The sequence below is a fragment of the Stenotrophomonas sp. 109824_Sma genome (genome assembly GCF_056480025.1).
In genome coordinates, this window is record NZ_CM151078.1 from 3,091,157 (window position 1) to 3,115,725 (window position 24,569).

The window sequence follows — 24,569 nt, forward strand, 5'->3', positions numbered from 1 at the left end:
TTGTGCATAAGCGACTTAATCCCCTCCGTCCCCTTTTGCCTCATCATTCCGCGATGACCGTTCCCGTTGCCCGCCTTTCCAGCTTCTACCTGTTCTACTACGCGGCGCTGGGCGCGTTCACTCCGTACTGGAGCCTGTTCCTGACCGCGCGCGGCATGAGCGTGACCGCCATCAGCGTAATGATGGGCCTGTGGTACGCCACCCGGGTGATCGCGCCCAGCACCTGGACTTCGCTGGCGGCCGCATCAGCGCGACCGATCCGCTTGCTGCGCGTCGGCTGTGTGCTGACCCTGCTCAGCTTCGCCGCATTCCTGCTGCCACTGCCACAGCCGTGGATGTACCCGGCGATGGTGGTGTTCTGCTTCTTCTACAACGCTGTGATGCCGCAGTTCGAGTCGATCACACTCACCCACCTCGGCAGTGACAGCCATCGCTACGGGTTGATCCGGGTCTGGGGCTCGCTCGGCTTCATCGCCGTCGTGACCCTGTTCGGCTGGCTGATCGAAGGTGACGGCACGGCCAGCCGCGCCGGGCTGCTGCCGTGGATGATGCTGCCCCTGTTCGCGCTGCTGGTCGCCTCGGCCTTCAGCAACCACTACGCGCGCGGTATCGGCAAGACTGACGGCGACGCCAGCGGCTTCTGGCAGATCGTGCGCCGACCGCCGGTGCTGGCGTTCTTCCTGGCGGCCTTCATGGAGCAGCTGTCTTTCGGCCCGTACTACACGTTCTTCTCGGTCTACATGGACCATCATGGCTACCGCACCTCCACCCTGGGCCTGTTGTGGACCATCGGCGTGGTCTTCGAAGTAGGCGTGTTCTTCACCATCGGTCGCTTCTTCCGCCGCTATGACGCCAGCTGGATGCTGCTGATCGCGCTGGTCAGTTCCTGCCTGCGCTGGGCCGTGACCGCACTGTTCCCGGAAAACCTGCCGGTGATGCTGCTGGCGCAGACAGCGCACGCGCTGGGCTTTGCGGCGTTCTTCGCTGCAGCGATGCAGATGCTGGCGACCTACTTCCCCGGTCGCCTCAATGGGCATGGCCAGGGGCTGCTGTACGGATTCTCGTCCGGCGTCGGTGGCGTGCTGGGTGCGCTCATCGCCGGCCAGCTTTGGAAAATAGACGACGGTCGCACCGCATTCCTGGCCGGCAGTGGCTTCGCTCTGGTCGGTGCACTGCTGTGCTTCTTCGCGCTGAGCCTGCCGCTGATCCGCGCGCGCCGCAGCGCCGCGCACACCCCATAACGAAAACGCCGGAAAATGCCCGGCGTTTCGATCATCCTGCAGGCCCGTTTACCAGACCAGGTCGTCCGGCACCTGGTATTGCGGGTCTGCGTACGGATCTTCCTCGGCCGGCGCATTCGGATCGACCTTCAGTGCCACCGACGCGGCGAACACCGCTTCGGACTGCGCCAGCACCTCGGCGGTCACCAGCAGGTAGCGGCCATTGAGCTGGACCACACCCAGCTCGCCGGCGTTGAGCGCGGTCAGCTGTTCGGCGGTCACGTAGATGCGCTTGATCTTGCCGCCGTACGGGAAGTGGCGGGCAATGTCCGCCGATTCGGCATTCAGGCCCTTGTCCTTCAGCAGTTCTTCCAGCCTGGCCTTGGCCTCGCGGCGCACACGCGCTTCTTCCTGCTTCAGGCGCTCGGCCTCGATGCGCTCTTCCTTTTCCCGTTGCGCGCGGATGGCATAGGCCTTGGCCAGGTCCATCTCTTCGGCGCTGCGCGGCTTGCGCGGGCCCTGCTGGCCCGGGCCACGCGACTGGCCGGGCTTGCCCGGGCCGCCGTGGCCATGCCCACGACGCTCGCCGGGCTTGTGCTCGCCCTTGCCAGCGCCCTGCGGCTTTCCATTGCCGTTGCCACCCTTGCCCTGCGGGCGGCCATCACGGCGGGAGCCATCATTCTTGCGCTCGGGCTTGGGCGCAGGCTTGAAGCCCAGGCCCATCAGCTGGTCGCGGAGGGTATCGCTCATAGGATTCGGATCAGTAGTGCGGCGGCGGCGGTTCGCTCGCCGGATCGGAAGAATTCAGCGCGTTGCGGACCTTGCCCAGGTCTTCCAGCAGCACGCGCAGCACATCGGCGTTGCGCATGCCCTGCATGCGGGCATCGGCCAGCGCATCGCTCAGTTCGGCCAGCGCCTGTTCCTGGAAGGACACGCGCATTTCCAGTTCGACCAGGCGCGCTTCCAGCACCTGCTCGCGTTCGGTTGGCAGCAGATCAGACATGCAGCGAGCGCCCCCGGCCAATGCCGTAATACGCCAGGCCCGCTGCTTCCACATCCGCCGGCTCGTACAGGTTGCGGCCGTCGAACACCACCGCGTCCTTCAGCTGCTCGCGCAGCTTCTGGAAATCGGGACTGCGGAACTGCTTCCACTCGGTCACCACGACCAGTGCATCGGCGCCCTGCAGCGCCTCGTTGGCATTGCTGCAGAACACCAGGTCATCGCGTTCGCCGAAGATGCGCTGCGACTCGTGCATCGCCTCCGGATCGTAGGCACGCACCGTCGCACCACCTGCCCACAGCTGCGCCAGCAGGCGACGGCTGGAGGCTTCGCGCATGTCGTCGGTGTTTGGCTTGAACGCCAGGCCCCACACGGCAAAGGTCTTGCCACGCACGCCTTCGTCCTCGCCCTTGTCGTAATGACGCTGGATCAGGGCGAACAGATGGCCCTTCTGCGCATCGTTGACCGCTTCCACCGCGTTCAGCAGTTTCGGCTCCAGGCCGGCCTGCTGCGCGGTGCGGGCCAGCGCCTGCACATCCTTGGGGAAGCACGAGCCGCCGTAGCCGGCACCCGGGTAGATGAAATGCCAGCCGATGCGCGGATCCGAGCCGATGCCCTGGCGGACCTGCTCGACATCGGCGCCGACACGCTCGGCGATGTTGGCGATTTCGTTCATGAACGAAATCTTGGTCGCCAGCATCGCGTTGGCGGCGTACTTGGTCAGTTCGGCCGAACGCACGTCCATTTCCACCACACGATCGTGGTTGCGGTTGAACGGTGCATACAGGCGCCGCATCACCGCCACCGACTCGGCACTGGTCGCACCGATGATGATTCGATCCGGGCGCATGCAGTCGGCAACGGCGTCGCCTTCCTTCAGGAATTCCGGGTTGGACACCACGTCGAAGGCGATGTCGGCGCCACGTGCCGCCAGCTCTGCGGCAATGGCGGCACGTACCTTGTCGGCGGTGCCCACCGGCACCGTCGACTTGTTGACCACCACGGTCGGCACGCTCATGTGCCGGCCGATGGTGCGGGCCACGGCCAGCACGTACTGCAGATCGGCGCTGCCATCCTCGTCCGGCGGCGTGCCGACGGCGATGAACACGACCTGGCCATGACCGATCGCGGCCGCAGCATCGGTGGTGAACGCCAGCCGCGACGCGGCGTGGTTGGCCTTCACCATCGGTTCCAGGCCCGGCTCATAGATCGGGATGATGCCCTGGTTGAGGCCATCGACCTTGGCCTGGTCGATATCGACGCAGACCACCTGGTGGCCGACGTCGGCCAGGCAGGTACCGGTCACCAGCCCTACATAACCGGTACCGAAAATCGCAACGCGCATGTCCGTGCAGGCTCCGTGGTCGCTTACGGCAGGACGCCCAGCAGCTCGACGTCGAACGTCAGAGTCGCGTTCGGGCCGATCGGGCCACCCGGGGTACCGTTCTCACCGTAGGCGAGCTCGCCCGGGATCCAGAAGCGGTACTTCGAACCGACCGGCATCAGCGCGACGCCTTCGGTCCAGCCCTTGATCACCTGGTCCAGGCCGAACTCAGCCGGCTGGCGACCGTAGGAGCTGTCGAACACGGTGCCGTTGAGCAGCTTGCCTTCGTAGTTCACGCGCACCTTGCTGCTCGGCAGCGGACGCTCGCCGCTACCCGGGCGGATGATCTGGTACTGCAGGCCCGACGGGGTGGTCACCACGCCCGGCTGGGTCTTGTTCTTGGCCAGGAACGCGTTGCCTTCCTCGCGGTTGGTCTGCGCGGCGGCGGCGGCCTTGGCCTGCATTTCGGCCTGCTTGCTGCCCATGAAGGCCTGGATGGTGGCGGTCGCGTCAGCTTCCGTCATCTTCGGCTGACCCTTGCTCAGGCCGGTGCTGATCGCGTCAAACAGCGAGGCGACATCGATGTCGTCCTTCAGCTGTGCCAGCGACGGGCCGACCGAGTACGAACCGATCATCTGCGACACTTTGACGCGATCGACCTTCGGCGGCTGCGAACCCGGCGCCATGCCCGGCACCTGCTGGCCACTGCGGGCCATAACGACCTGGCGCAGCGCGGCATCGGTGGCCTTGGCCTGTTCCTGGGTGATCTGCGGCTGCAGGCCTTCGAACGAACGCTCCACGGCGGTGCGCAGCGCGGCCACATCGATCTCATCGGCGATCGGGGTGAACGACTTGGCGACATCCAGGCCGATGGCGTAGCCGAGCTTCTGCTTGGGGGAATTCAAGGTTGCGGTCTCCTTGGCGGCCGCGGGGGCAGCCGGTTGTTGCGACAGAGCGACACCCGAAGTGCCCATCGCCAGAATCAGAACCGACGCCGCGGCGCCGCGCATTCCCATCTTCATTCGCTGCATTCCTGGAAGTGTCTGGGCGCCGACGTCGGCGCGAAAAGAAACATTGTCGCACGCATGCCCGAGATGTCGAGGCATCCGTGCCGGATATCAATGCGTAGCGGCGGCGGCCAGCGCCTTGTCGATCGCCGCGGTCAGCTGTGGATCGTCCGGCGTCACCTTGCTGGCGAACTGGGCGATGACCTTGCCATCGCGGCCGACCAGGTACTTGTGGAAGTTCCAGCCCGGCGCCACGCCGGTGGCTGCGGTCAGCCGCTGGTACAGCGGCGTGGCCTGCGCACCGACGACGTGCACCTTCTCGAACATCGGGAACTTGACGCCGTAGGTAAGCGTGCAGAAATCCTGGATCTGCTTCTCGTCACCCGGCTCCTGGCCCTTGAAATCGTTGGACGGGAAACCGAGCACGGCAAAGCCGCGGCCGGCATAGCGCTTCTGCAGCGCCTCCAGGCCTTCGTACTGAGGGGTATAGCCGCACTTGCTTGCGGTATTGACCACCAGCAGTACCTGCCCGTGGTAGCGCTGCTGCAGGTTGACCTGCTGCTTGCTGGCCAGCGGGCGGTACTCCAGGTCCAGCAGATCGGCCGCCAGCACATGGGCGGAACCGGTCAAGCCGGCCACCAGCAGGGTCAGCAGGGACAGGCCGCGCAGGCGGCGCGGGATAACGGTCGGCAGAGGCATCGAGAACAGTCCGCGGTAGCCATTCACAGGGCCGGCCGGTAGCGGCCGGGAATCGGCCGAACTATAGCACCGGGCTCCGTTCCCCCTTGTTGCGGCGAGCGCCACTGGCTTTGCGTGGCGTGGCCTTTCCCGGCAGGACCCACCAGCAACGGCGCAGGGATGACATAGCATGGACAACACTGAATGGAAGGCAGGGCTTGATCGGCCCGCACGACAATTTTATTTCCCTTTTCAATCAAAGAGATAAGGGGATATTTCAGCAACTTGACCACCCGTGCCATCAGTTGGGGACGGCAAGGGGTTGCACGTAGGCGTGCCGGTGTTATAGTTGCATACAACACCAGTCACCTGAGACAGGGGGAAGCCATGAACGCCCGGATCCGTCGCAACCTCACCGCACCCGCGGCCGCTGCAGTTTCGACCCTGATCGTGCTGGCCTGGCTGGCCATGCCAACCACCCCCGCCTCCGCCGACAGTGCGCAGGACGCGTCCGTTTCACCGGCCGGGAACGCCGATCCCTCCCCCCCTCCCCCGCGTCGGCTGCACAGCTCCCTGTCCATGCCGTATTTCTCGTTCGCACAGCCGCTGACCCCACGGAGCTGAATATGAGCGACATCCAGTGGAGCGACGGCGCTCCCATCTACCGTCAGTTGAAGGAGCGCGTGATCGCCATGATGCTCGACGGAATCCTCAAGCCGGGCGATGCCCTGCCTTCGGTGCGCCAGGTGGCCGCCGACTACCAGCTCAACCCCATCACCGTTTCGCGCGCTTACCAGGAACTGGCCGATGAAGGCCTGGTCGAGAAGCGCCGCGGCCTGGGCATGTTCATGACCGAGCAGGCGGCCACGCAGCTTCGCAGCAGCGAGCGCGAGCGCTTTCTCAACGAAGAATGGCCGGCGGTGCTGGAGCGTATCCAGCGCCTGGGCCTGAGCCTCGACGAATTGCTGCCCCAGGGGAAAGTCTGATGAATAGCACTGCAAGTGAACCGGTCATCACCGCCCGAGGCCTGCGCAAGGCCTACAAGACCACCGTTGCCCTCGACAATGCCAGCTTCAGCATTCCGAGCGGGCGCATCGTCGGCCTGATCGGGCCCAACGGCGCCGGCAAGACCACCGCGCTGAAGGCCATCCTCGGCCTGACTTCGGTGGAAGGTGAGCTGAGCGTGCTCGGCCGCGACCCGCGGCTGCACCGCGACGAGCTGATGAACGACATCTGCTTCATTGCCGACGTCGCCGTGCTGCCGCGCTGGCTGAAGGTCCGCGAGGCGATCGATTTCGTGGCCGGCGTGCACCCGCGCTTCGACCGCGCCCGCTGCGAGCGCTTCCTGGCCAACACCAAGCTGCAGCCGAAGCAGCGCGTGCGCGAACTGTCCAAGGGCATGATCGTGCAGCTGCACCTGGCGCTGGTGATGGCCATCGATGCCCGCATCCTGGTGCTGGACGAACCCACCCTGGGCCTGGACATCCTGTACCGCAAGGAGTTCTACCAGCGCCTGCTGGAAGACTATTTCGACGAACAGAAGACCATCATCGTCACCACCCACCAGGTGGAGGAGATCGAGCACATCCTCAGCGACGTCATGTTCATCCGTGATGGCCGCATCGTGCTCGATGCAGAAATGGACGATGTCGGCCAGCGCTACACCGAACTGCTGGTCAACGCCGACCAGCTGGAGACCGCGCGGGCGCTGAAGCCGATCGACGAGCGCAGCCTGACGTTCGGCAAGACCGTGATGCTGTTCGATGGCGTGCCGCGCACCCAGCTCTCCACCCTTGGCGAGACCCGCAGCCCGGGCCTGGCCGACCTGTTCGTCGCCATCATGAAGGGGACCTACGCATGAATGCCGTCAACCACCCCGTCAGCCCGATGGGCACCCTGCGCTGGCTGCTCAAGCGCGAGTACTGGGAGAACCGTGGCGGCTTCCTGTATGCGCCGCTGATCGCCGGTCTGATCTCGCTGGTGATGAGCACCGTCGGCATCGCCTTCGGTCTGTTTGCGCTGAACCGTGCAGCCCGCAACGGTGCACTGCATGTCGACGGCGAGAGCGTGAACATCAACGGCCTGGACCTGGCCCTGCTGACCCGCGACATCAGCGCCAAGGACCTGACCGACCTCGGCAACGGCCTCGACCTGACCCTGGTGCTCAGCTCGGCCTGGCCGTTCCTGGTGTTGGCCTTCGTGGTGTTCTTCTACTGCCTGGGCGCCTTGTACGACGACCGTCGCGACCGCAGCATCCTGTTCTGGAAGTCGCTGCCGCTGTCGGACACCCAGACCGTGCTGTCCAAGGTGATCAGCGCACTGGTCGTGGCCCCGCTGATCGCGGTGATCGCCGGCATCATCACCATGTTCGGCTTCATGCTGGTGATCAGCATCGTCGCGCTGATGCACGGCGGCAGCCCGATGACCCTGATCTGGGGCCCGGCCAGCCCGCTGACCCTGGCCGCCGGTCACCTGGCCTGGATCCCGGTCTACGCCCTGTGGGCCCTGCCCACCGCCGGCTGGCTGCTGCTGTGCTCGGCCTGGGCCCGTACCAAGCCGTTCCTGTGGGCAGTGATGCTGCCGCTGTTCGCCGGCGTCATTGTCAGCACCACCAAGGTGATGCCGCTGATCGGCCTGACCACCGGCTGGTTCTGGCAGAACATCGTCGGCCGCCTGTTGCTGGGCGGCGTACCGGGCACCGACCTGGTGTATCGCCTCAGCGCCGAGGAAGGCACGCGTCGCGATCTTGAATCGGTGGTCAGCCTGATGTCGCCGGCCTCGCAGCTGAAATCGCTGGCGATGCCGGAGCTGTGGATCGGCGCCGCCGTCGGTGTCGTGTTCATCGTCCTTGCCATCCGCCTGCGCAAGCGCGCCGGCGAGATCTGATTCCATCCACCCGGAGGCACCACCCATGCGTTCCCTGCTCGCCTGTTCTGCGTTGTTGCTGTTGCCGCTGTCGGCGCTGGCCGCCGATGCTCCGAACTGCAAGTTCACCGCCACCCGCACGCTGAAGCTGGATGTGGCCGGCGCCAAGGCGGTGGTGCTGGAGGTGAACCAGCATGACCTGAAGGTCGTCGCCAGCAAGGGCGGTGGCCAGCTCGATGGCCGCGCCTGTGCCTCCAGCCAGGAATGGCTGGACCAGCTGGTACTGGACCAGCGCAGGGAAGGCGACAAGCTGGTCGTCAGCCTGCGCCGCGACGGCCGCCACAGCGGCATCAGCCTGGGCAACAGCTATGCCTGGCTGGACATCCGCGGCAGCGTGCCGGACAACCTGCCACTGCAGCTCAAGGTCGGCTCCGGCGATGCCAGCGTGGACAACGCCCAGTCGCTGAGCGTGGACGTCGGCTCGGGCGACGCGATCGTTCGCGGCACCCGCGGCAGCATCCACGCAGCGGTGGGTTCGGGTGACCTGGACATCGACGGCGGCGGCTCGCTGAACCTGCTGTCGCTGGGTTCCGGCGACGTCAAGGCGCGCAACATCGGTGGCGATGCCGTCACCGGCACCGTCGGTTCGGGCGACCTGAAGATCAGCGATGTCCGCGGCAACGCGCGGCTGGACACCGTCGGTTCCGGCGATATCGGGTTCAAGCGCGTGCAGGGCAACGTCGAGGTCGGCGTGGTCGGCTCCGGTGATGTCGATCTGTCCGAGATCGGCGGCAACGTGCATGTGCGCAGTCATGGTTCGGGGGACATCCAGGTCGATGGCGTGCGCGGCAGCCTGACCGTCGACCACAGCGGCAGCGGCGATGTCGGCCACCGCAACGTCAGCGGCACGGTCACCCTGCCCCGCAACAAGTAACCGCCACCCGACCGATTCGAGGGAATTGCCATGAACCTGCTGCGCGTGCTGCCTGCCACCCTGCTGTGCCTGCCGCTGATCGCCTGCGGCGGCACTTCTTCCGCGCCCGACAAGACCGTCGGCAAGAGCGTCGCCGAGGCCACCAGTGGCGTCGGCCAGACCGTCAAGGAGGCCATGGACGATGCCCGCAAGGAAATCACCGAGGGCAACATCAAGATTTCCGCCTCCAACCAGCCACAGGCCGAGATCACCCCCGACGGCCGTCTGCTGATCGACGGCAAGGATGTACCGGCCGATGCCAACCAGCGCCGCCAGCTGCAGGCATACCGCAGCCAGGTGGTGGCCGTGGCGAATGAAGGCATGGAGATCGGCCTGGCCGGCGCCAAACTCGGCACCGATGCTGCCAGCGAAGCGCTGAAGGGCATCTTCAGTGGCGACAGCGATGGCATCGAGAAGCGGATCAACGCCAAGGCGGCGAAGATCGAGGCCCAGGCAAAGCGCATCTGCGAGCGCCTGCCGGCGATGCTGGCCAGCCAGCAGGCGCTGGCCGCATCGCTGCCCGCGTTCAAGCCCTACGCAACGATGGACCAGAGTGACGTCGACGACTGCGGCAAGGACACCGTGGTCCAGCGCTAGGCCTGTGACAGATCAGCGCACCCGGCCGGCAGTGGCGCCCTGCTGCCGGCCGCAGTGCGCCGACCGGCTTACAATGGCGGCCCCGGACGCCCCCGAACCGAATGCCATGAAGAAGTTGTTCCTGCTGCTGGCCGCCCTGCTCTGCCTGGGCCTGGTCGGCTGTGACAAGGATTACCGCAACCACCGCGCCGAGCGCGGCAAGCCCAAGATTTCCGTCAGCGAAGGCATGGTCACCGTGCGTCGCCCGCCGGCACCGAACATCATCATCCTCGGCGATGGCTCGATGAAGGTTGACGAGATCCAGATCCCGCTGGACGAGGCACAGAAGCAGATGCTGCAGACCATGTTCGGCAAACTGCAGGTGCTGCGCCAGAACACCCTGGTGGCCGCACCGGCCGATCCCAACATGCAGCCGGTGAAGATCCAGCCGCCCGAGGGCATGGAAGTGATTCCGGCGGACCTGATCCAGCGCATCCCGGAGTTCAAGGACTACACCGACACGTTCGGCAACATCGTCGCCGACCGTCGCTGAAGAAAAACGCCGCCCAAGGGCGGCGTTTCTGCGTGTGGTGGGTGCGGACCTTGGTCCGCACGCCGTTCGATCAACCGCCGGCGCCACCGCCCCCCGCCTGGATGCCACCGGCAGTCAGCGCGGCCGGGTCCAGCAGGCGGCGCAGTTCGGCTTCGTCCAGGCCGCTGTCCTCCAGCGCGACGTCCAGCACCGGGCGCTGTTCCTTGTAGGCACGCTTGGCGATGGCCGCCGCCTTCTCGTAGCCGATGATCGGGTTCAGCGCGGTGACCAGGATCGGATTGCGCGCCAGCGCCTCGGCGACACGATCCTCGCGCACCTTCAGCCCGGCAATCGCGCTGTCGGCCAGCAGGCGGGACACATTGGCCAGCAGGCCGATGCCATCCAGCAGGTTCACCGCGATCAGCGGGAGGGTGACATTGAGCTGGAAATTGCCGGTCTGCCCGGCCACGGTGATCGCGGTATGGTGGCCGATCACCTGCGCGCAGGCCATCACCGTCGCCTCCGGAATCACCGGATTGACCTTGCCCGGCATGATCGAGCTGCCCGGCTGCAGCGCCGGCAATTCGATCTCGCCCAGCCCGGCCAGCGGACCGGCGTTCATCCAGCGAAGGTCATTGGCGATCTTGATCAGCGCCACGGCCAGTGCATTGAGCTGGCCCGACAGTTCCACGGCATCATCCTGCGCGGCCAGGCCTTCGAACTTGTTCTCGGCGCTGTCGAACTTGAAACCGGTCTGCTGCTTCAGCGCCTTGGCCACCTGCGCGCCGAAGCGCGGATCGGCATTGATGCCGGTACCGATGGCGGTGCCGCCGAGCGGCAGGCGACGCACGCGCTTCAGGCTGTCTTCGATGCGCTCCTGCGCCGAGGCCAGCTGTGCGGACCATGCGCCGAACTCCTGCTCGAAGGTCAGCGGCATCGCATCCATCAGATGGGTACGGCCGGTCTTGACCACCTTGCGCAGGCTGCGGCCCTTCTTGTCGAGGGTCTTGCGCAGGTGCACCAGCGCTGGCAGCAGCTGCTCATGCGCCGCCAGTACCGCCGATACGCGCAACGCGGTCGGGATCACGTCATTGGAGCTCTGCCCCTGGTTGACGTGGTCATTGGGGTGCACCGCGGTCTTGCCGGCCTTGCCGGCACGATTGGCCAGGGTGGCGATGACCTCGTTGGCATTCATGTTCGAGGAAGTGCCCGAACCAGTCTGGTAGACATCGATCGGGAACTGCGCATCCCAGTTGCCGGCAGCCACTTCGGCAGCAGCGGTCTGGATGGCCTTGGCCACGGTCTTCGGCAGATGGCCCAGCTCGGCGTTGACGCCGGCAGCAGCGCCCTTGACCAGGCCCAGTGCACGGATGAAACCGCGCGGCATGCGCTGGCCCGACACCGGGAAATTCTGCACGGCACGCTGGGTCTGCGCGCCCCACAGGGCATCGGCAGGCACCTGCAGTTCGCCCATGCTGTCATGTTCGATCCGGAATCCCGGGGTGGCACCCTTGCTTGCAGCTTTGCTCATTGCATCAACTCCGCACTACTTCAGTTGGGGAAAGGGAAGCGGCGGCTGGCAGGGTGTCGCTTCCCGGGCTGGCGGCTGTGCCAACGATACTCCCTTGCCCGTAGCGTGGGATGACGAGGACGGGCCAGATCGTTCCATCTGCACGGCCGTCCTGCACGCACAAGAGGTAGTGCCGGCTGCTGGCCGGAATTCCATGGAATCGTGGGCCGGGCGTGTTTGCCGGCCAGCGGCCGGCACTACCTCACCGGCACGTCGTAGAATATCGGCCCCGCCGCTCGTCCCAGCCCTGCCGACATGTCCGATTCCGCCCTGCTCGCCCTGTCCCCGCTCGATGGCCGCTACGCCGGCAAGGTCGACGCCCTGCGCCCGATCTTCTCCGAGTACGGCCTGATCAAGGCCCGCATCACGGTCGAGGTGGAATGGCTGCTGGCCCTGGCCGCCGAGCCGGGCATCGTCGAACTGGCGCCGTTCTCCGACGCCGCCATCGCCCGCCTGCGCGCGCTGGCCGCCGGCTTCAGCCCGGCCCAGGCCGCGCGCGTGAAGGAGATCGAGCGCACCACCAACCATGACGTCAAGGCGGTGGAGTACTTCATCAAGGAACAGCTGAAGGACGACGCCGAGCTGGCCCCGGCGCTGGAATTCGTGCATTTCGCCTGCACCAGCGAAGACATCAACAACCTCAGCTACGGGCTGATGCTGGAACAGGCGCGCCGCGAGGTGCTGCTGCCGACCCTGGACGGCATCGCCAGCACCCTGCGCACCCTGGCCCACGCCCAGGCCGGCCAGCCGATGCTGTCGCGCACCCACGGCCAGACCGCCTCGCCGACCACCCTGGGCAAGGAACTGGCCAACGTGGTCGCCCGCCTGGAGCGCCAGCGCAGGCAGATCGCCGCCGTCGAACTGACCGGCAAGATCAACGGCGCGGTCGGCAACTACAACGCCCACATCGCCAGCTACCCGGACGTGGACTGGCCGGCCTTCGCCGAGCGCTTCGTGACCGGCCTGGGCCTGGTGTTCAACCCGTACACCACCCAGATCGAGCCGCACGACAACATCGCCGAGATCGGCGATGCCGCACGCCGCGCCAACATCATCCTGATCGACCTGGCCCGTGACATCTGGGGCTACGTTTCGCTGGGCTACTTCAAGCAGCGCCTGAAGGAAGGCGAAGTCGGTTCGTCGACGATGCCGCACAAGGTCAACCCGATCGATTTCGAGAATGCGGAAGGCAACTTCGGCATCGCCAACGCGCTGTTCGAACACTTCAGCGCGAAGCTGCCGATCAGCCGCTGGCAGCGTGACCTGACCGACTCCACCGTGCTGCGTGCGCTGGGCACCGCCTTCGGCCACAGCCAGGTGGCACTGGATTCGCTGGCCAAGGGCCTGGGCAAGCTGGAAGTGAACCCGCAGCGTCTGGACGCCGATCTGGACGCGGCCTGGGAAGTGCTGGCCGAGGCCGTGCAGACGGTGATGCGCCGCCACGGCCTGCCGAATCCGTACGAGCAGCTGAAGGCGCTGACCCGCGGCCAGGGCATCACGGCCGAGTCGATGCGTGCGTTCGTGCAGGGGCTGGAGCTGCCGGCGGATGCGAAGCAGCGTCTGCTGGAGATGACCCCGGGCAGCTACACCGGCCTGGCCGAGTCGCTGGCGAAGAAGATTTAAGGGTTTCCTTTGCGGCGGCGGCCGCGGGCGCTGCCTGCGGCAGGCTTTACTGCAACGGCAACGGCAACAGCAACTGCAACGTCAAAGGCGGCTCGGGGTTATGCCGTACTTGGCGGGGCGGGTTGGGTTCGCGGGGGACGCCGTAAACCCATCCCTGGGGGCTTGGCCGCGGCATCCATGCCGCGGACACCCCCGCGAACCCAACCCGCCCCACCTCTGACAGATTCCCGGTGACGGATCGAAGAGCATTGGGTTGTCGGGACGGAATTTGAAAGAGGGACGCGGCTTCGCCGCGTCCCTCTTTTGTTTGTCCGCTGGGGTCAGGAGCATGAGCAAGCGCAGCGCGCGACCCGCTTTTGCCTTGCTTTTCTTCTTCCATTCCGTGGCGGCCCCCGCAGGAAACTGTCAGGGGCCGGGCGGGTGGGTCATGCAGGGGCGTTGGCGCCATGGATGGCGCCATCGAGCTTACAGGGGTGAAGGCGCTTTGCTTGCGAAGCACTGCTTCGCAAGCGCCTGAACGCACAGCCGCCAGCGACTGGGCCGGGCCCCGGAGGGGGACTTGCAGCGTCCCCTGCATGGCCCACCCGCCCGGCCCAGCTCATGAAGACGGTCGACTAACAGTCGACCCTACCAAGATGTCGCCACGAGGGGCTCCGCCGTTGGCCGGACACCCCGCGACAATCCCGCGCACGTGCGCAATCCCCACGAACGGCGGACAATGGAGATCTCAGGCGGCCCGCCGTGCCGCCCCTCCCGCTTTCCGCTGCAAGGATTCCCCCATGGCCGCCCGCAAGTCCTCCGCCCCCCTGATCGAAGTCACCGCCCGCCCCGGCCAGCCGCTGGGCATGGCGCCGGCCACCTTCCTGCGCGACTTCTGGCAGAAGCGCCCGCTGCTGATCCGCAATGCCTTCCCGGACTTCCAGACCCCGGTGCAGCCGGAAGACCTGGCCGGCCTGGCCTGCGAGGAAGGCGTGCTGGCGCGCCTGATCGAGCACGACAAGACGCAGGACAGCTGGCGCGTTCGCAGCGGCCCGTTCCAGGAAGACATCTTCCCCGCCCTGCCCGACCACGACTGGACCCTGCTGGTGCAGGATGTCGACAAGTGGGACAAGGACGTGCGCGCCCTGATCGAGCACTTCAGCTTCCTGCCGCGCTGGCGCATGGATGACGTGATGATCAGCTTTGCCGCCACCGGCGGCTCGGTCGGCGCCCACGTCGACCAGTACGACGTGTTCCTGCTGCAGGCCCATGGCCATCGCCGCTGGCAGATCGACGCCAGCGAATCGATCAAGGGCAAGCAGCCGCCGCTGGGCTTCCGCCCGGACGTCGAACTGAAGCTGCTGAAGGTGTTCAAGCCGACCCACGACTGGGTGCTGGCGCCGGGCGACATGCTGTACCTGCCGCCGAACGTGCCGCACCACGGTGTCGCCGAAGATCCCTGCCTGACCTTCTCGTTCGGCATGCGCGCACCGGCGTCGGCCGAGCTGATCAGCGACTACCTGGACACCCTGATCGCCGATGCCGACGAGAACATCCGCTACCAGGATGCCGACCTGAAGGTGCCGGCCGACCCGAACGAAATCGATACGGTGGCGATGGCACGGGTGATCACCGCCCTCAACGCCATCCGCATGAACGACCCGGACAAGCTGGGCGACTGGTTCGGCCGCTTCATCACCACCTACCGCGCCGCCGGCGAAGTGATGGCCCACCAGGCCGCACCGGCCGCGGAGGAAGTGGTCGAAGCGCTGGCCTCGGGCCTGCTGCTGCAGCGCCACCCGTGGGCCCGCCTGGCCTGGCGCCGGGCCAAGCGTGGCGCCAGCCTGTACGTCAGCGGCCAGGACTTCGCGCTGCCAGTGAAGGACGCGCAGCGCCTGGCTGGCGCCGAACAGCTCGATGCCGCCGCTTATCGCGGCCTGTCCGACAAGGGCCGGGCCGTGGTCCAGCAGCTGCTGGTCGGTGGTGTGTTCCAGCTGATCGACCCGAATGAGGTATACGAGGCCGAAGACGAGGAAGACGGCGAGGATGCCGTGGTGCTCGGCGAGGTCGTCGAAGGCCGCGACCGCGTGGATGCGATCGACGCCGATGCGGTGTCCGACGATGTCCACTCCGTGACCGTGCACGACGACGGTATCGAGGTCATCGTCAACTTCGAGGACGACGAAGAAGACGACAGCGCCGGCCGGGCCTGAGCCATCGCCATGATCCGGGTCCAGCAGGTCAGCCACGCCGATGCCCACGTCGCCATCCACGAGGTGCGCCAACGCGTGTTCGTGCAGGAACAGGGCATCGCCGCCGAGCTGGAACGCGATGCGCTGGACCCGGTCAGCGCCCATGTGCTGGCGCTGGACAGTGACGGCCAGCCGGTCGGCACCGGCCGGCTGGCCCCGGACGGTCGCATCGGCCGCATGGCCGTGCTGGCCAGCCATCGCAGCAACGGTGTCGGCGAGGCCCTGTTGGAGGCACTGGTCGAGGCTGGGCGCAGGCTCGGCCTGGCCGAACTGCACCTGCACGCCCAGCTGCCGGCCCGCGATTTCTATGCCCGCCAGGGCTTCCTGCCCGAGGGCGAGGTGTTCGAGGAGGCCGGCATCGGCCACCAGCAGATGCGCCGCCGGCTGGGCGCGGCCAGCGCCATCGACAGCCGCGCCGAGGCGGTGGCCATCACCACCGCCATCATCCACCGCGCCCGCCGCCAGCTGTGGCTGCACAGCCGCCAGCTGGACCCCGGACTGCTTGACGCACCGCCGGTGCAGGCCGCCCTGCGCCGCTTCGTCACCGCCCGTCACGACAAGCAGCTGCGGGTGATCGTGCACGACGCGGCCGCGATCGCCGCTGCCGGCGCGCCGCTGCTGGCGCTGGCCCAGCGCCTGCCCAGCGTGATCCAGTTCCGCGAGGTCAGCGACCCGATCGACCGCGCGCTGGCCTCGGCGTGCCTGCTCAACGATGCGGGCGACTTCTACTTTCGTCTGATCGGCCATCGCCTCGACGGCGAGGCCGGCATCGCGCTGCCTGCACGTTCGCAGCCGTTCGAGCAGCAATTGCAGCGCGTCTGGGACCGTTCGCGCGATTGCGGCGAACTGCGTGCGCTCGGCATCTGAGCGCGCGCCACCGCGCCAACCTGTCTGGGAGCGGCACCGGGGGACGCACGATGCCTCGGGTGGTGCCCCTTCGTGTCCGGTTGGGGGTACAATTTGGCTGTTTGAACGCGCCCGTGCATGGCTATTCATCTTCGTGCCGGGTCCTTCTGAAGCCATACCCCACAAAGCGAATCAACACCCTCCATCGTGGACAATCAACTGAAGCAGTTTGCGCAATCTTCGCAACTCGCCGGCGGCAACGCCTCCTATGTCGAGGACCTGTACGAGCAGTACCTGGTCTCCCCGGATAGTGTCGATCCCAAATGGAAAACCTACTTCGACGGCTTCAAGGGCCGCGAAGCAGGTGACATTCCGCACTCGGCCGTCATCTCCCACATCGCGGACGCGGCCAAGGATGCGCTGAAAGCCGGCACCGGCAATGGTGCGGGCGACGAGCGCGAGCGCAATGTCGGTCGTCTGATCACCGCCTACCGTTCGCGCGGCCACCTGGACGCCCGCCTCGATCCGCTGGGCCTGGCCGCGCCGGTCAACACCCCGGACCTGGGCCTGCCGTTCCACAGCCTGTCCGATGGCGACCTCAACAGCGAGTTCAGCACCGGCGGCGTCGGCGGCCAGCCGCGCATGAAGCTGCGCGACCTGCTGGCACGCCTGAAGGCGACCTACACCGGCTCGATCGGTGCGGAGTTCATGCACATCTCGGAGGTCGAGCAGCGCCAGTGGATCTACAAGAAGCTGGAAGCGGCCGGTGGCAACTACCAGCTGGACGCTGACACCCAGCGCCGCACCCTGGAGCGCCTGACCGCGGCCGAAGGCCTGGAGCGCTACCTGCACACCAAGTACGTCGGCCAGAAGCGCTTCTCGCTGGAAGGCGGCGACTCGCTGATCCCGATGATGGACACCATCATCCGCAGCGCCGGCAAGGATGGCGTCAAGGACGTGGTGATCGGCATGGCCCACCGCGGCCGCCTGAACGTGCTGGTCAACACCCTGGGCAAGAACCCGCGCAAGCTGTTCGACGAATTCGAAGGCAAGTTCGAACACGACGAGCACGCGTCGGCCGGTGACGTGAAGTACCACATGGGCTTCTCCGCCGACGTCGCCACCGACGGCGGCCCGGTGCACCTGGCGCTGGCGTTCAACCCGTCGCACCTGGAAATCGCCGACCCGGTCGTGGCCGGTTCCGTGCGTTCGCGCCAGGAGCGCCGCAAGGACACCGCACGCAAGCAGGTCATGCCGATCCTGATCCACGGCGACGCGGCCTTCTCCGGCCAGGGCGTGGTCATGGAACTGTTCCAGATGTCGCAGGCCCGCGGCTTCGCCGTCGGCGGCACCGTGCACATCGTGGTCAACAACCAGGTCGGCTTCACCACCTCCAACCCGCTGGATACGCGCTCCACGCGCTATGCCACCGACGTGGCGAAGATGATCGCCGCACCGGTGCTGCACGTGAATGGCGATGATCCGGAAGCCGTGGTGTTCGCCGCACAGCTGGCCTTCGAGTTCCGCCAGACGTTCGCCAAGGACGTGGTCATCGACCTGATGTGCTACCGGCGTTGGGGCCACAACGAGGCCGACGAACCGGCGATCACCCAGCCGCTGATGTACCAGGTGATCCGCAAGCACGCCACCACCCGCGAGATGTACGCCGAGCAGCTGGAAAAGGCGGGCGTGATCGCCGCCGGTGCCGGCAAGGCGATGGTCGATGCCTACCGTGAGAAGCTGGACGCCGGTGAAGTGACCACCGAGCTGGCCAAGGTCGAGAAGACTCCGCCGACCAGCCCGCTGTTCGTCGACTGGCCGAAGCTGCTGGAAGGCAAGCTGTCCGATCCGGTCTCGACCAAGGTCGAGAAGAACAAGCTGGTCGAGCTGGCCAAGCTGATCAACACCATTCCGGACGAAGTGCAGCTGCACTCGCGCGTGGCCAAGGTCTACGACGACCGCCGCAAGATGGCCGCCGGCGAGATCCCGGGCGACTGGGGCTTTGCCGAGAACCTGGCCTACGCCACCCTGCTCGACGAAGGCCATGCACTGCGCCTGGTCGGCCAGGACGTGGGCCGCGGTACGTTCACGCACCGCCACGCGATCCTGCACGACCAGAAGACCGACAACTACTACATGCCGCTGCGGCAGCTGGTGGATTCGCCGGAGAAGGCCACCGTCATCGATTCGCTGCTGAGCGAAGAAGCGGTGATGGCCTACGAGTACGGCTTCTCCACCACCGATCCGAACACGCTGTGCATCTGGGAAGGCCAGTTCGGCGACTTCGCCAACGGCGCCCAGGTGGTGATCGATCAGTTCATCGCCGCCGGTGAAGCCAAGTGGGGCCGCATCTCCGGCCTGACCCTGCTGCTGCCGCATGGCTACGAAGGCCAAGGCCCGGAACACAGCTCGGCGCGCCTGGAGCGCTTCCTGCAGCTGTGCGCGCTGGAGAACATGCTGGTGGTGGTGCCGTCGACCCCGGCACAGGCCTTCCACATGCTGCGCCGCCAGCTGCACCTGACCACCCGCAAGCCGCTGGTGGTGATGTCGCCGAAGTCGCTGCTGCGCCACAAGCTGGCCGTTTCGACCCTGGACGAACTGGCCAACGGCGAGTTCCAGCACCTGATCGGCGACGCCAACGCGGACGCCAAGAAGGTCAAGCGCGTGGTGCTGTGCTCGGGCAAGGTCTACTACGACCTGCTGGAAGACCAGACCAAGCGTGGCCAGGACGACGTGGCGATCATCCGCGTGGAGCAGCTGTACCCGTTCCCGCGTGCGCTGCTGGCTGCCGAACTGAAGAAGTACGGCAAGGCCACCGACGTGGTGTGGACGCAGGAAGAACCGCAGAACCAGGGTGCGTGGTACCAGATCCGCCACCACCTGCAGTTCTGCCTGGCCGATGGCCAGAACCTGCACTACGCCGGTCGCGCACGTTCGGCTTCGCCGGCTGCCGGTCACATGGCTGACCACGTCCGCGAACAGCAGCAGCTGGTCGCCGATGCACTGGTCAACCCGTTCAACGACACGTTCGCTGAATAATCCTCCCCCTATTTAGAAGACAAACCAGGAAGCTCCCGCAATGGCCACCGAAGTCAAAGCCCCGGTACTGCCCGAATCCGTCGCCGACGGCACCATCGCCACCTGGCACAAGAAGGTGGGCGACGCCGTCAAGCGCGACGAAAACCTGCTTGACCTGGAAACCGACAAGGTCGTCCTGGAAGTGCCGTCGCCGGTCGACGGCGTGCTCAAGGAAATCAAGTTCGCCGAAGGCTCGACCGTGACCTCCAGCCAGGTCGTGGCGATCATCGAAGAAGGCGCCGTCGCTGCTGCCCCGGCTCCGGCCGCTGAAGCCGCTCCGGCTGCCGCTGCTGCCCCGGCCGCCGCGGCTCCGGCCGCAGCCGCCGCTCCGGCCCCGGCTGCCAAGTCGGCCGCCGACGCGCTGCCGCCGGGCGCCCGCTTCACCGCCATCACGGAAGGCGTGAACCCGGCCGACGTCGACGGCACCGGCCGTCGCGGCGCGGTGACCAAGGAAGACATCGTCAACTTCGCCCGCAATGGCGGCGCCGGCAAGGCCGGTGGCGCACGTCCGGAAGAACGCGTGCCGATGACCCGCATCCGCAAGCGCATCGCCGAGCGCCTGATGGAGTCGAAGAACTCCACCGCCATGCTGACCACCTTCAACGAAGTCGACCTGTCCAAGGTGTCGGCCGCGCGCAAGGAACTGCAGGACGAGTTCGTCAAGGCACACGGCATCAAGCTGGGCTTCATGAGCTTCTTCGTGAAGGCCGCTGCCAATGCCCTGCAGCGCTTCCCGCTGGTCAACGCCTCGATCGACGGCGACGACATCATCTACCACGGCTACTCGGACATCTCGATCGCCGTGTCGACCGAGAAGGGCCTGGTCACGCCGGTGCTGCGCAACGTCGAGCGCATGTCGTTCGCCGACATCGAGAAGACCATCGCCGACTACGCCAAGAAGGCCCGTGACGGCAAGCTGAGCCTGGAAGAACTGCAGGGCGGCACCTTCACCGTGACCAACGGCGGCACCTTCGGTTCGCTGCTGTCGACCCCGATCATCAACCCGCCGCAGAGCGCCATCCTGGGCATGCACGCCATCAAGGAGCGTCCGATCGCCCAGAACGGCCAGGTCGTGATCGCGCCGATGATGTACCTGGCGCTGTCGTACGACCACCGCATCATCGACGGCAAGGACTCGGTGCAGTTCCTGGTGGACATCAAGAACCAGCTGGAAAACCCGGGCCGCATGCTGTTCGGCCTGTAAGAAACCTCCCGCCCCTCCGCGCCTGCGCGGAGGGGTTCTGGTAATGCATCAAGGAATAATTCAATGGCTGAACAATTCGACGTCGTCGTCATCGGTGCCGGCCCGGCCGGTTACCACGCTGCCATCCGCGCGGCCCAGCTGGGCCTGAAGACCGCCTGCATCGACGCAGCGCTGGGCAAGGACGGCAAGCCGGCGCTGGGCGGCACCTGCCTGCGCGTGGGCTGCATCCCGTCCAAGGCGCTGCTGGATTCCTCGCGCCAGTTCTGGAACATGGGCCACATCTTTGGCGACCACGGCATCAGCTTCAAGGATGCCAAGATCGACGTCGAGGCGATGGTTGGCCGCAAGGACAAGATCGTCAAGCAGTTCACCGGCGGCATCGGCATGCTGTTCAAGGCCAACAAGGTCGCCGCCTACTACGGTTTTGGCGAACTGCAGCCGGGCAACGTGGTCAAGGTCACCCAGCATGACGGTTCCATCGTCGAGCTGAAGGGCACCAACGTCATCATCGCCGCCGGTTCGGATTCGATCGAACTGCCGTTCGCCAAGTTCGACGGCGAGACCATCGTCGACAACGTCGGCGGCCTGGACTTCACCGAAGTGCCGAACCGCCTGGCCGTGATCGGCGCCGGCGTGATCGGCCTGGAACTGGGCAGCGTGTGGAAGCGCCTGGGCGCTGAAGTCACCATCCTGGAAGCACTGCCGGAGTTCCTGGCCGTGGCCGACGCCGAAGTGGCCAAGACCGCTGCCAAGGAATTCAAGAAGCAGGGCCTGGACATCCGCCTCGGCGCCAAGGTCTCCAAGACCGAGATCACCGGCAAGGGCAAGAAGAAGGAAGTCGTTGTCACCTACACCGACAGCGAAGGCGAAAAGACCCTGACCGTGGACAAGCTGCTGGTGGCCGTTGGCCGTCGCGCCGCCACCAAGGGCCTGCTGGCCGAAGGCACCGGCGTCAAGATCAACGAGCGCGGCCAGATCGAAGTCGACGCGCACTGCCACACCGGCGTCAACGGCGTGTGGGCGGTCGGCGACTGCGTGCGCGGCCCGATGCTGGCGCACAAGGGCTTCGAGGAAGGCATCGCGGTGGCCGAGCTGATCGCCGGCCTGCCGGGCCACGTCAACTTCGACACCATCCCGTGGGTCATCTACACCGAGCCGGAACTGGCGTGGGTCGGCAAGACCGAAGCCCAGCTGAAGGCCGAAGGCATTCCGTACAAGGCCGGCAGCTTCCCGTTCGCCGCCAACGGCCGTGCCGTGGCGATGATCGAGCCGGCTGGCTTCGTGAAGATCCTGGCCCATGCCGAAACCGATCGCATCCTCGGCATGCACCTGGTCGGCGCCAACGTCTCCGAACTGGTGCACGAAGGCGTGCTGACCATGGAGTTCAGCGGCTCGGCCGATGACCTGGCCCGCATCTGCCACGCCCACCCGTCGCTGTCGGAAGTGATCCACGACGCGGCGATGGCGGTCAGCAAGCGCGCCATCCACAAGGCGAACTGATCTGCATCCGGGTAGGTGCCGACCGTTGGTCGGCACGCGCCTGCAAACAAAGAACCCCGCCTCGGCGGGGTTTTTTGTTGCCCGCACCCCTGCCGGGCAGCTGACGCCCCCGCGCTCGGGCTCCCCGCCGGTAGCGGGCTCACGCTGATCCAGACGCACTGCCCGCAACGGCCGTGGCCAGCTCCTGCATGAAGACCTGCGTTGCACGCGATGCGCGACCCGCCGGCGAACAGACCAGGCCAAACAATCGACGGATGGCCGGCTTCACCGGCAGCACGCGCAGGCCGTGGAGATCGTCCGGCAACGTCGATTCCGGCACCAGCGAGACGCCCAGTCCCTCGCGCGCCAGCACGCACGCGCTGGCCCAGTCGCGCACGGTCACCCGTACGTCGCTCAGCTGTAGACCAGCGTCCGCCATCAAGCGCTGACCGTTCACCGCACAGCCCCCTGTTGCGAGGATGAAGGGTTCGCCCGCCAGCTCGCTCAAGGCCACCCCGCTTTCCGTGGCGCGACGCCCCAGCGGATGCGCCTGCGGCAGCACCGCCATCCACCCATCGCTGCCCAGCATCAACGGGACGCGATCGGCAGCGGGGTTCATCACCACGCCGGCATCGACCGTGCCCGATTCGAGCCAGCGCTCGACCTCCTCGTCCGTACCCTCCACGATCACCACCTCGATGCCCGGGTGGCGGCGCTGGAAATCCCGCAGCAGCGCTGGCAGCACGCTGGAAACGAGTGACGGGAAGGTCGCCAGACGGATGCGTGCGCCACTGAACCCCTGGCTGTCATCGGCCAGCGCACGGATCGCCTGCAGGCCGCCCAGCATGATGCGTGCGTGTTCGATCACCCGCTGCCCGAGCGCAGTGATCTCCACCTGGCGCCGCTCGCGCACGAACACCGCAAACCCCAATGAGGATTCCAGCTGGGCCAGGGCCTGGCTGGCACCGGACTGGCTGATGCCGACCCGGTCAGCGCCGCGCGAGATGGTTCCCTCGTCAGCCACCGCAACCAGCAGGCGCCAATGGGCAAGATTCATCATGACTGGCAGTAGCCCAGCTTATGGCAAGAAAATCGAAGATTGATTTTACCGGATACCGCTCGCACAGCAGACTGCCTCGCATCGGCTGGCCCAGCCGTCCTTTCCCCCTCGAGACCGTCCATGAAGCTGTACTACGCGCCCTACACCTGCTCGCTGTCGCCCCATATCGTGCTGCGTGAGCTCGGCCTGCCCTTCGAGCTGATCAAGGTCGACAACGCCAGCAAGCAGACCGCCGATGGCCGCGATTTCCGCACCATCAACCGCAAAGGCTATGTCGCGGCGCTGGAACTGGATGACGGGCAGGTGCTGACCGAAGGCCCGGCCATCGTCCAGTACCTGGCCGACCTGAAACCCGGATGCGCGCTGGCGCCGCCCGCCGGCAGCTGGGAGCGGGTGCGACTGCAGGAGTGGTTGAACTTCGTGACCAGCGAGATCCACGCCGGCTCGGCGCCGCTGTTCAACGCCGATCTGCCGGAAGCGGCCAAAGCCTTCTTCCGGCAGAAGCTGTTCAAGCGTTTCGACCTGCTGCAGGAGACGTTGGCAACGCAGGACTTCCTGATGGGGCCCGACTTCAGCGTGGTCGATGCCTACCTGTTTACGGTGCTGGGTTGGTGCCGCTTCTTCTCCATCGATCTGGCGCCGTGGCCGGCCCTGCCTGCCTATGTCCGCAGGATCAACGCACGACCGGCCGTGCAGGCGGCGCTGCGTGCCGAGGCAGCATGAGGTGGAGCCGAGCATGGGCTCGGCTCTACACCTTCCCAGTGGGCTTCTTCGGCGGATCCTCACAGACCCTGTGCTGCACAACCGTATCGCCGACCTTCCATTCCTTCGCGACCCTGCAGCGCTCCTTGGCCTTCTGCACAGAGACCGCTGCAGCGTTCGCCTCATCGGCAGCGGCGGTCTGCTGGCGTTCCAGCCACACCGAGGGCGGCGCTGGAGGTGCGGCCAGTACCGGGGCCGCCAACAGGGCCAGACCGACCAGCAGCACCCTCCTCATGCGGGAACCACCCGACCACCGAGCAACCGCGCCGGCAGCATGAACAGCGCGCGCAGGAAGGCGAACAGCGCCGAGAAGGTGATGCCGACCAGGCGGAACGGCAGGCTCAGCAGCCACACGAACGGCCAGGCGATCAGGGCGAGGATCGCCAGCGGCCAGCACAGCACGAACAGCAGGCACCACACACCGAGCGCGAACAGGGTCTTCATCACGGTCTCCTTGGGGCGGCACCCTGCCGCCTGCGGACACCTTGGCGCCCCGCCCAGGCCGCCCGCAAACGGTTTGCGACGAAACCCGGGCTGGGAG

24 protein-coding genes are annotated in these 24,569 nt (G+C 66.5%); 15 read left to right on the top strand and 9 right to left on the bottom strand.

Going from position 1 to position 24,569, the window contains the following annotated elements:
• The first annotated feature begins 53 nt into the window (after nt 1-53).
• Nucleotides 54-1,241 carry an MFS transporter gene (locus ACZK1G_RS14680; protein WP_049443190.1) on the top strand — a complete coding sequence of 396 codons (1,188 nt, stop codon included), beginning with the start codon at nt 54-56 and terminating at the stop codon, nt 1,239-1,241.
• A gap of 48 nt (nt 1,242-1,289) precedes the next feature.
• On the opposite strand, the gene ACZK1G_RS14685 is transcribed toward ACZK1G_RS14680, so the two are convergent.
• From ACZK1G_RS14685 to ACZK1G_RS14705, 5 genes are all read right to left on the bottom strand, one after another.
• Nucleotides 1,290-1,970: a DUF2058 domain-containing protein gene (locus ACZK1G_RS14685; protein ID WP_101765769.1), complete on the bottom strand. Its 681-nt coding sequence runs from the start codon at nt 1,968-1,970 to the stop codon at nt 1,290-1,292.
• A gap of 10 nt (nt 1,971-1,980) precedes the next feature.
• Nucleotides 1,981-2,223, bottom strand: coding sequence for a SlyX family protein (locus ACZK1G_RS14690; RefSeq protein ID WP_101765770.1), 243 nt, complete (start codon nt 2,221-2,223; stop codon nt 1,981-1,983).
• A complete protein-coding gene (locus tag ACZK1G_RS14695; protein ID WP_101765771.1) occupies nt 2,216-3,565 on the bottom strand; it encodes a UDP-glucose dehydrogenase family protein in 1,350 nt (449 codons plus the stop codon). The genes ACZK1G_RS14690 and ACZK1G_RS14695 overlap by 8 nt, the downstream gene beginning before the upstream one ends.
• A 23-nt stretch (nt 3,566-3,588) precedes the next feature.
• Nucleotides 3,589-4,566: an FKBP-type peptidyl-prolyl cis-trans isomerase N-terminal domain-containing protein gene (locus ACZK1G_RS14700; RefSeq protein ID WP_014037761.1), complete on the bottom strand. Its 978-nt coding sequence runs from the start codon at nt 4,564-4,566 to the stop codon at nt 3,589-3,591.
• Nucleotides 4,567-4,662: 96 nt separating this feature from the next.
• Nucleotides 4,663-5,250 (bottom strand): glutathione peroxidase, encoded by a 588-nt coding sequence (locus ACZK1G_RS14705; protein ID WP_101766425.1) that lies wholly within the window; start codon nt 5,248-5,250, stop codon nt 4,663-4,665.
• Between the two features lie 366 nt (nt 5,251-5,616).
• Between ACZK1G_RS14705 and ACZK1G_RS14710 the strand changes: the two genes are divergently transcribed.
• The 7 genes from ACZK1G_RS14710 (at nt 5,617) to ACZK1G_RS14740 (ending at nt 10,196) form a co-directional block, all read left to right on the top strand.
• Nucleotides 5,617-5,853 (top strand): hypothetical protein, encoded by a 237-nt coding sequence (locus ACZK1G_RS14710; RefSeq protein WP_080347456.1) that lies wholly within the window; start codon nt 5,617-5,619, stop codon nt 5,851-5,853.
• Nucleotides 5,854-5,855: 2 nt separating this feature from the next.
• Nucleotides 5,856-6,215: a GntR family transcriptional regulator gene (locus ACZK1G_RS14715; RefSeq protein WP_005410261.1), complete on the top strand. Its 360-nt coding sequence runs from the start codon at nt 5,856-5,858 to the stop codon at nt 6,213-6,215.
• Nucleotides 6,215-7,090, top strand: a complete 876-nt coding sequence (locus ACZK1G_RS14720; protein WP_014037764.1) for an ABC transporter ATP-binding protein — start codon at nt 6,215-6,217, stop codon at nt 7,088-7,090. Before ACZK1G_RS14715 ends, ACZK1G_RS14720 begins: the two co-directional genes overlap by 1 nt.
• Nucleotides 7,087-8,115, top strand: coding sequence for an ABC-2 transporter permease (locus ACZK1G_RS14725; protein ID WP_014037765.1), 1,029 nt, complete (start codon nt 7,087-7,089; stop codon nt 8,113-8,115). Before ACZK1G_RS14720 ends, ACZK1G_RS14725 begins: the two co-directional genes overlap by 4 nt.
• Before the next feature lie 25 nt (nt 8,116-8,140).
• Nucleotides 8,141-9,028, top strand: a complete 888-nt coding sequence (locus ACZK1G_RS14730) for a DUF4097 family beta strand repeat-containing protein (RefSeq protein WP_101765772.1) — start codon at nt 8,141-8,143, stop codon at nt 9,026-9,028.
• Between the two features lie 30 nt (nt 9,029-9,058).
• A complete protein-coding gene (locus tag ACZK1G_RS14735) occupies nt 9,059-9,664 on the top strand; it encodes a DUF2884 family protein (RefSeq protein WP_101765773.1) in 606 nt (201 codons plus the stop codon).
• Nucleotides 9,665-9,770: 106 nt separating this feature from the next.
• Nucleotides 9,771-10,196, top strand: coding sequence for a hypothetical protein (locus ACZK1G_RS14740; RefSeq protein ID WP_042358832.1), 426 nt, complete (start codon nt 9,771-9,773; stop codon nt 10,194-10,196).
• A gap of 70 nt (nt 10,197-10,266) precedes the next feature.
• Here the strand turns inward: ACZK1G_RS14740 and ACZK1G_RS14745 are convergent, their stop codons facing one another.
• Nucleotides 10,267-11,706 (bottom strand): class II fumarate hydratase, encoded by a 1,440-nt coding sequence (locus ACZK1G_RS14745; protein ID WP_075677386.1) that lies wholly within the window; start codon nt 11,704-11,706, stop codon nt 10,267-10,269.
• A gap of 294 nt (nt 11,707-12,000) precedes the next feature.
• Here ACZK1G_RS14745 and purB point away from each other — a divergent pair, with 294 nt between their 5' ends.
• The 6 genes from purB to lpdA all read left to right on the top strand — a co-directional run bounded on the left by purB (nt 12,001) and on the right by lpdA (nt 22,227).
• Nucleotides 12,001-13,368 (top strand): adenylosuccinate lyase, encoded by a 1,368-nt coding sequence (gene purB, locus ACZK1G_RS14750; protein ID WP_049443184.1) that lies wholly within the window; start codon nt 12,001-12,003, stop codon nt 13,366-13,368.
• Nucleotides 13,369-14,147: 779 nt separating this feature from the next.
• Nucleotides 14,148-15,560 (top strand): ribosomal protein uL16 3-hydroxylase, encoded by a 1,413-nt coding sequence (locus tag ACZK1G_RS14755; protein ID WP_101765774.1) that lies wholly within the window; start codon nt 14,148-14,150, stop codon nt 15,558-15,560.
• A gap of 9 nt (nt 15,561-15,569) precedes the next feature.
• Nucleotides 15,570-16,466, top strand: a complete 897-nt coding sequence (locus ACZK1G_RS14760; protein ID WP_101765775.1) for a GNAT family N-acetyltransferase — start codon at nt 15,570-15,572, stop codon at nt 16,464-16,466.
• Nucleotides 16,467-16,652: 186 nt separating this feature from the next.
• Nucleotides 16,653-19,484: a 2-oxoglutarate dehydrogenase E1 component gene (locus ACZK1G_RS14765; RefSeq protein WP_075677345.1), complete on the top strand. Its 2,832-nt coding sequence runs from the start codon at nt 16,653-16,655 to the stop codon at nt 19,482-19,484.
• A gap of 40 nt (nt 19,485-19,524) precedes the next feature.
• Complete coding sequence (gene sucB, locus ACZK1G_RS14770) at nt 19,525-20,727, top strand: dihydrolipoyllysine-residue succinyltransferase (RefSeq protein ID WP_014037775.1); 1,203 nt, start codon at nt 19,525-19,527, stop codon at nt 20,725-20,727.
• A 63-nt stretch (nt 20,728-20,790) separates the two neighbouring features.
• Complete coding sequence (lpdA, locus tag ACZK1G_RS14775) at nt 20,791-22,227, top strand: dihydrolipoyl dehydrogenase (RefSeq protein WP_008264626.1); 1,437 nt, start codon at nt 20,791-20,793, stop codon at nt 22,225-22,227.
• A gap of 139 nt (nt 22,228-22,366) precedes the next feature.
• Here the strand turns inward: lpdA and ACZK1G_RS14780 are convergent, their stop codons facing one another.
• The gene (locus ACZK1G_RS14780; protein ID WP_233490792.1) at nt 22,367-23,263 is read right to left on the bottom strand and encodes a LysR family transcriptional regulator; all 897 of its coding nucleotides are present in this window, start codon (nt 23,261-23,263) and stop codon (nt 22,367-22,369) included.
• Nucleotides 23,264-23,386: 123 nt separating this feature from the next.
• Here ACZK1G_RS14780 and gstA point away from each other — a divergent pair, with 123 nt between their 5' ends.
• On the top strand, nt 23,387-23,989 hold the full coding sequence (gene gstA / locus ACZK1G_RS14785) for a glutathione transferase GstA (protein ID WP_101765776.1): 603 nt from the start codon (nt 23,387-23,389) through the stop codon (nt 23,987-23,989).
• 25 nt (nt 23,990-24,014) lie between these two features.
• Here the strand turns inward: gstA and ACZK1G_RS14790 are convergent, their stop codons facing one another.
• Both ACZK1G_RS14790 and ACZK1G_RS14795 read right to left on the bottom strand, forming a co-directional pair.
• Nucleotides 24,015-24,263 (bottom strand): hypothetical protein, encoded by a 249-nt coding sequence (locus ACZK1G_RS14790; protein WP_101765777.1) that lies wholly within the window; start codon nt 24,261-24,263, stop codon nt 24,015-24,017.
• Nucleotides 24,260-24,472, bottom strand: a complete 213-nt coding sequence (locus ACZK1G_RS14795) for a hypothetical protein (protein WP_049438118.1) — start codon at nt 24,470-24,472, stop codon at nt 24,260-24,262. The genes ACZK1G_RS14790 and ACZK1G_RS14795 overlap by 4 nt, the downstream gene beginning before the upstream one ends.
• Between the last annotated feature and the right edge of the window lie 97 nt (nt 24,473-24,569).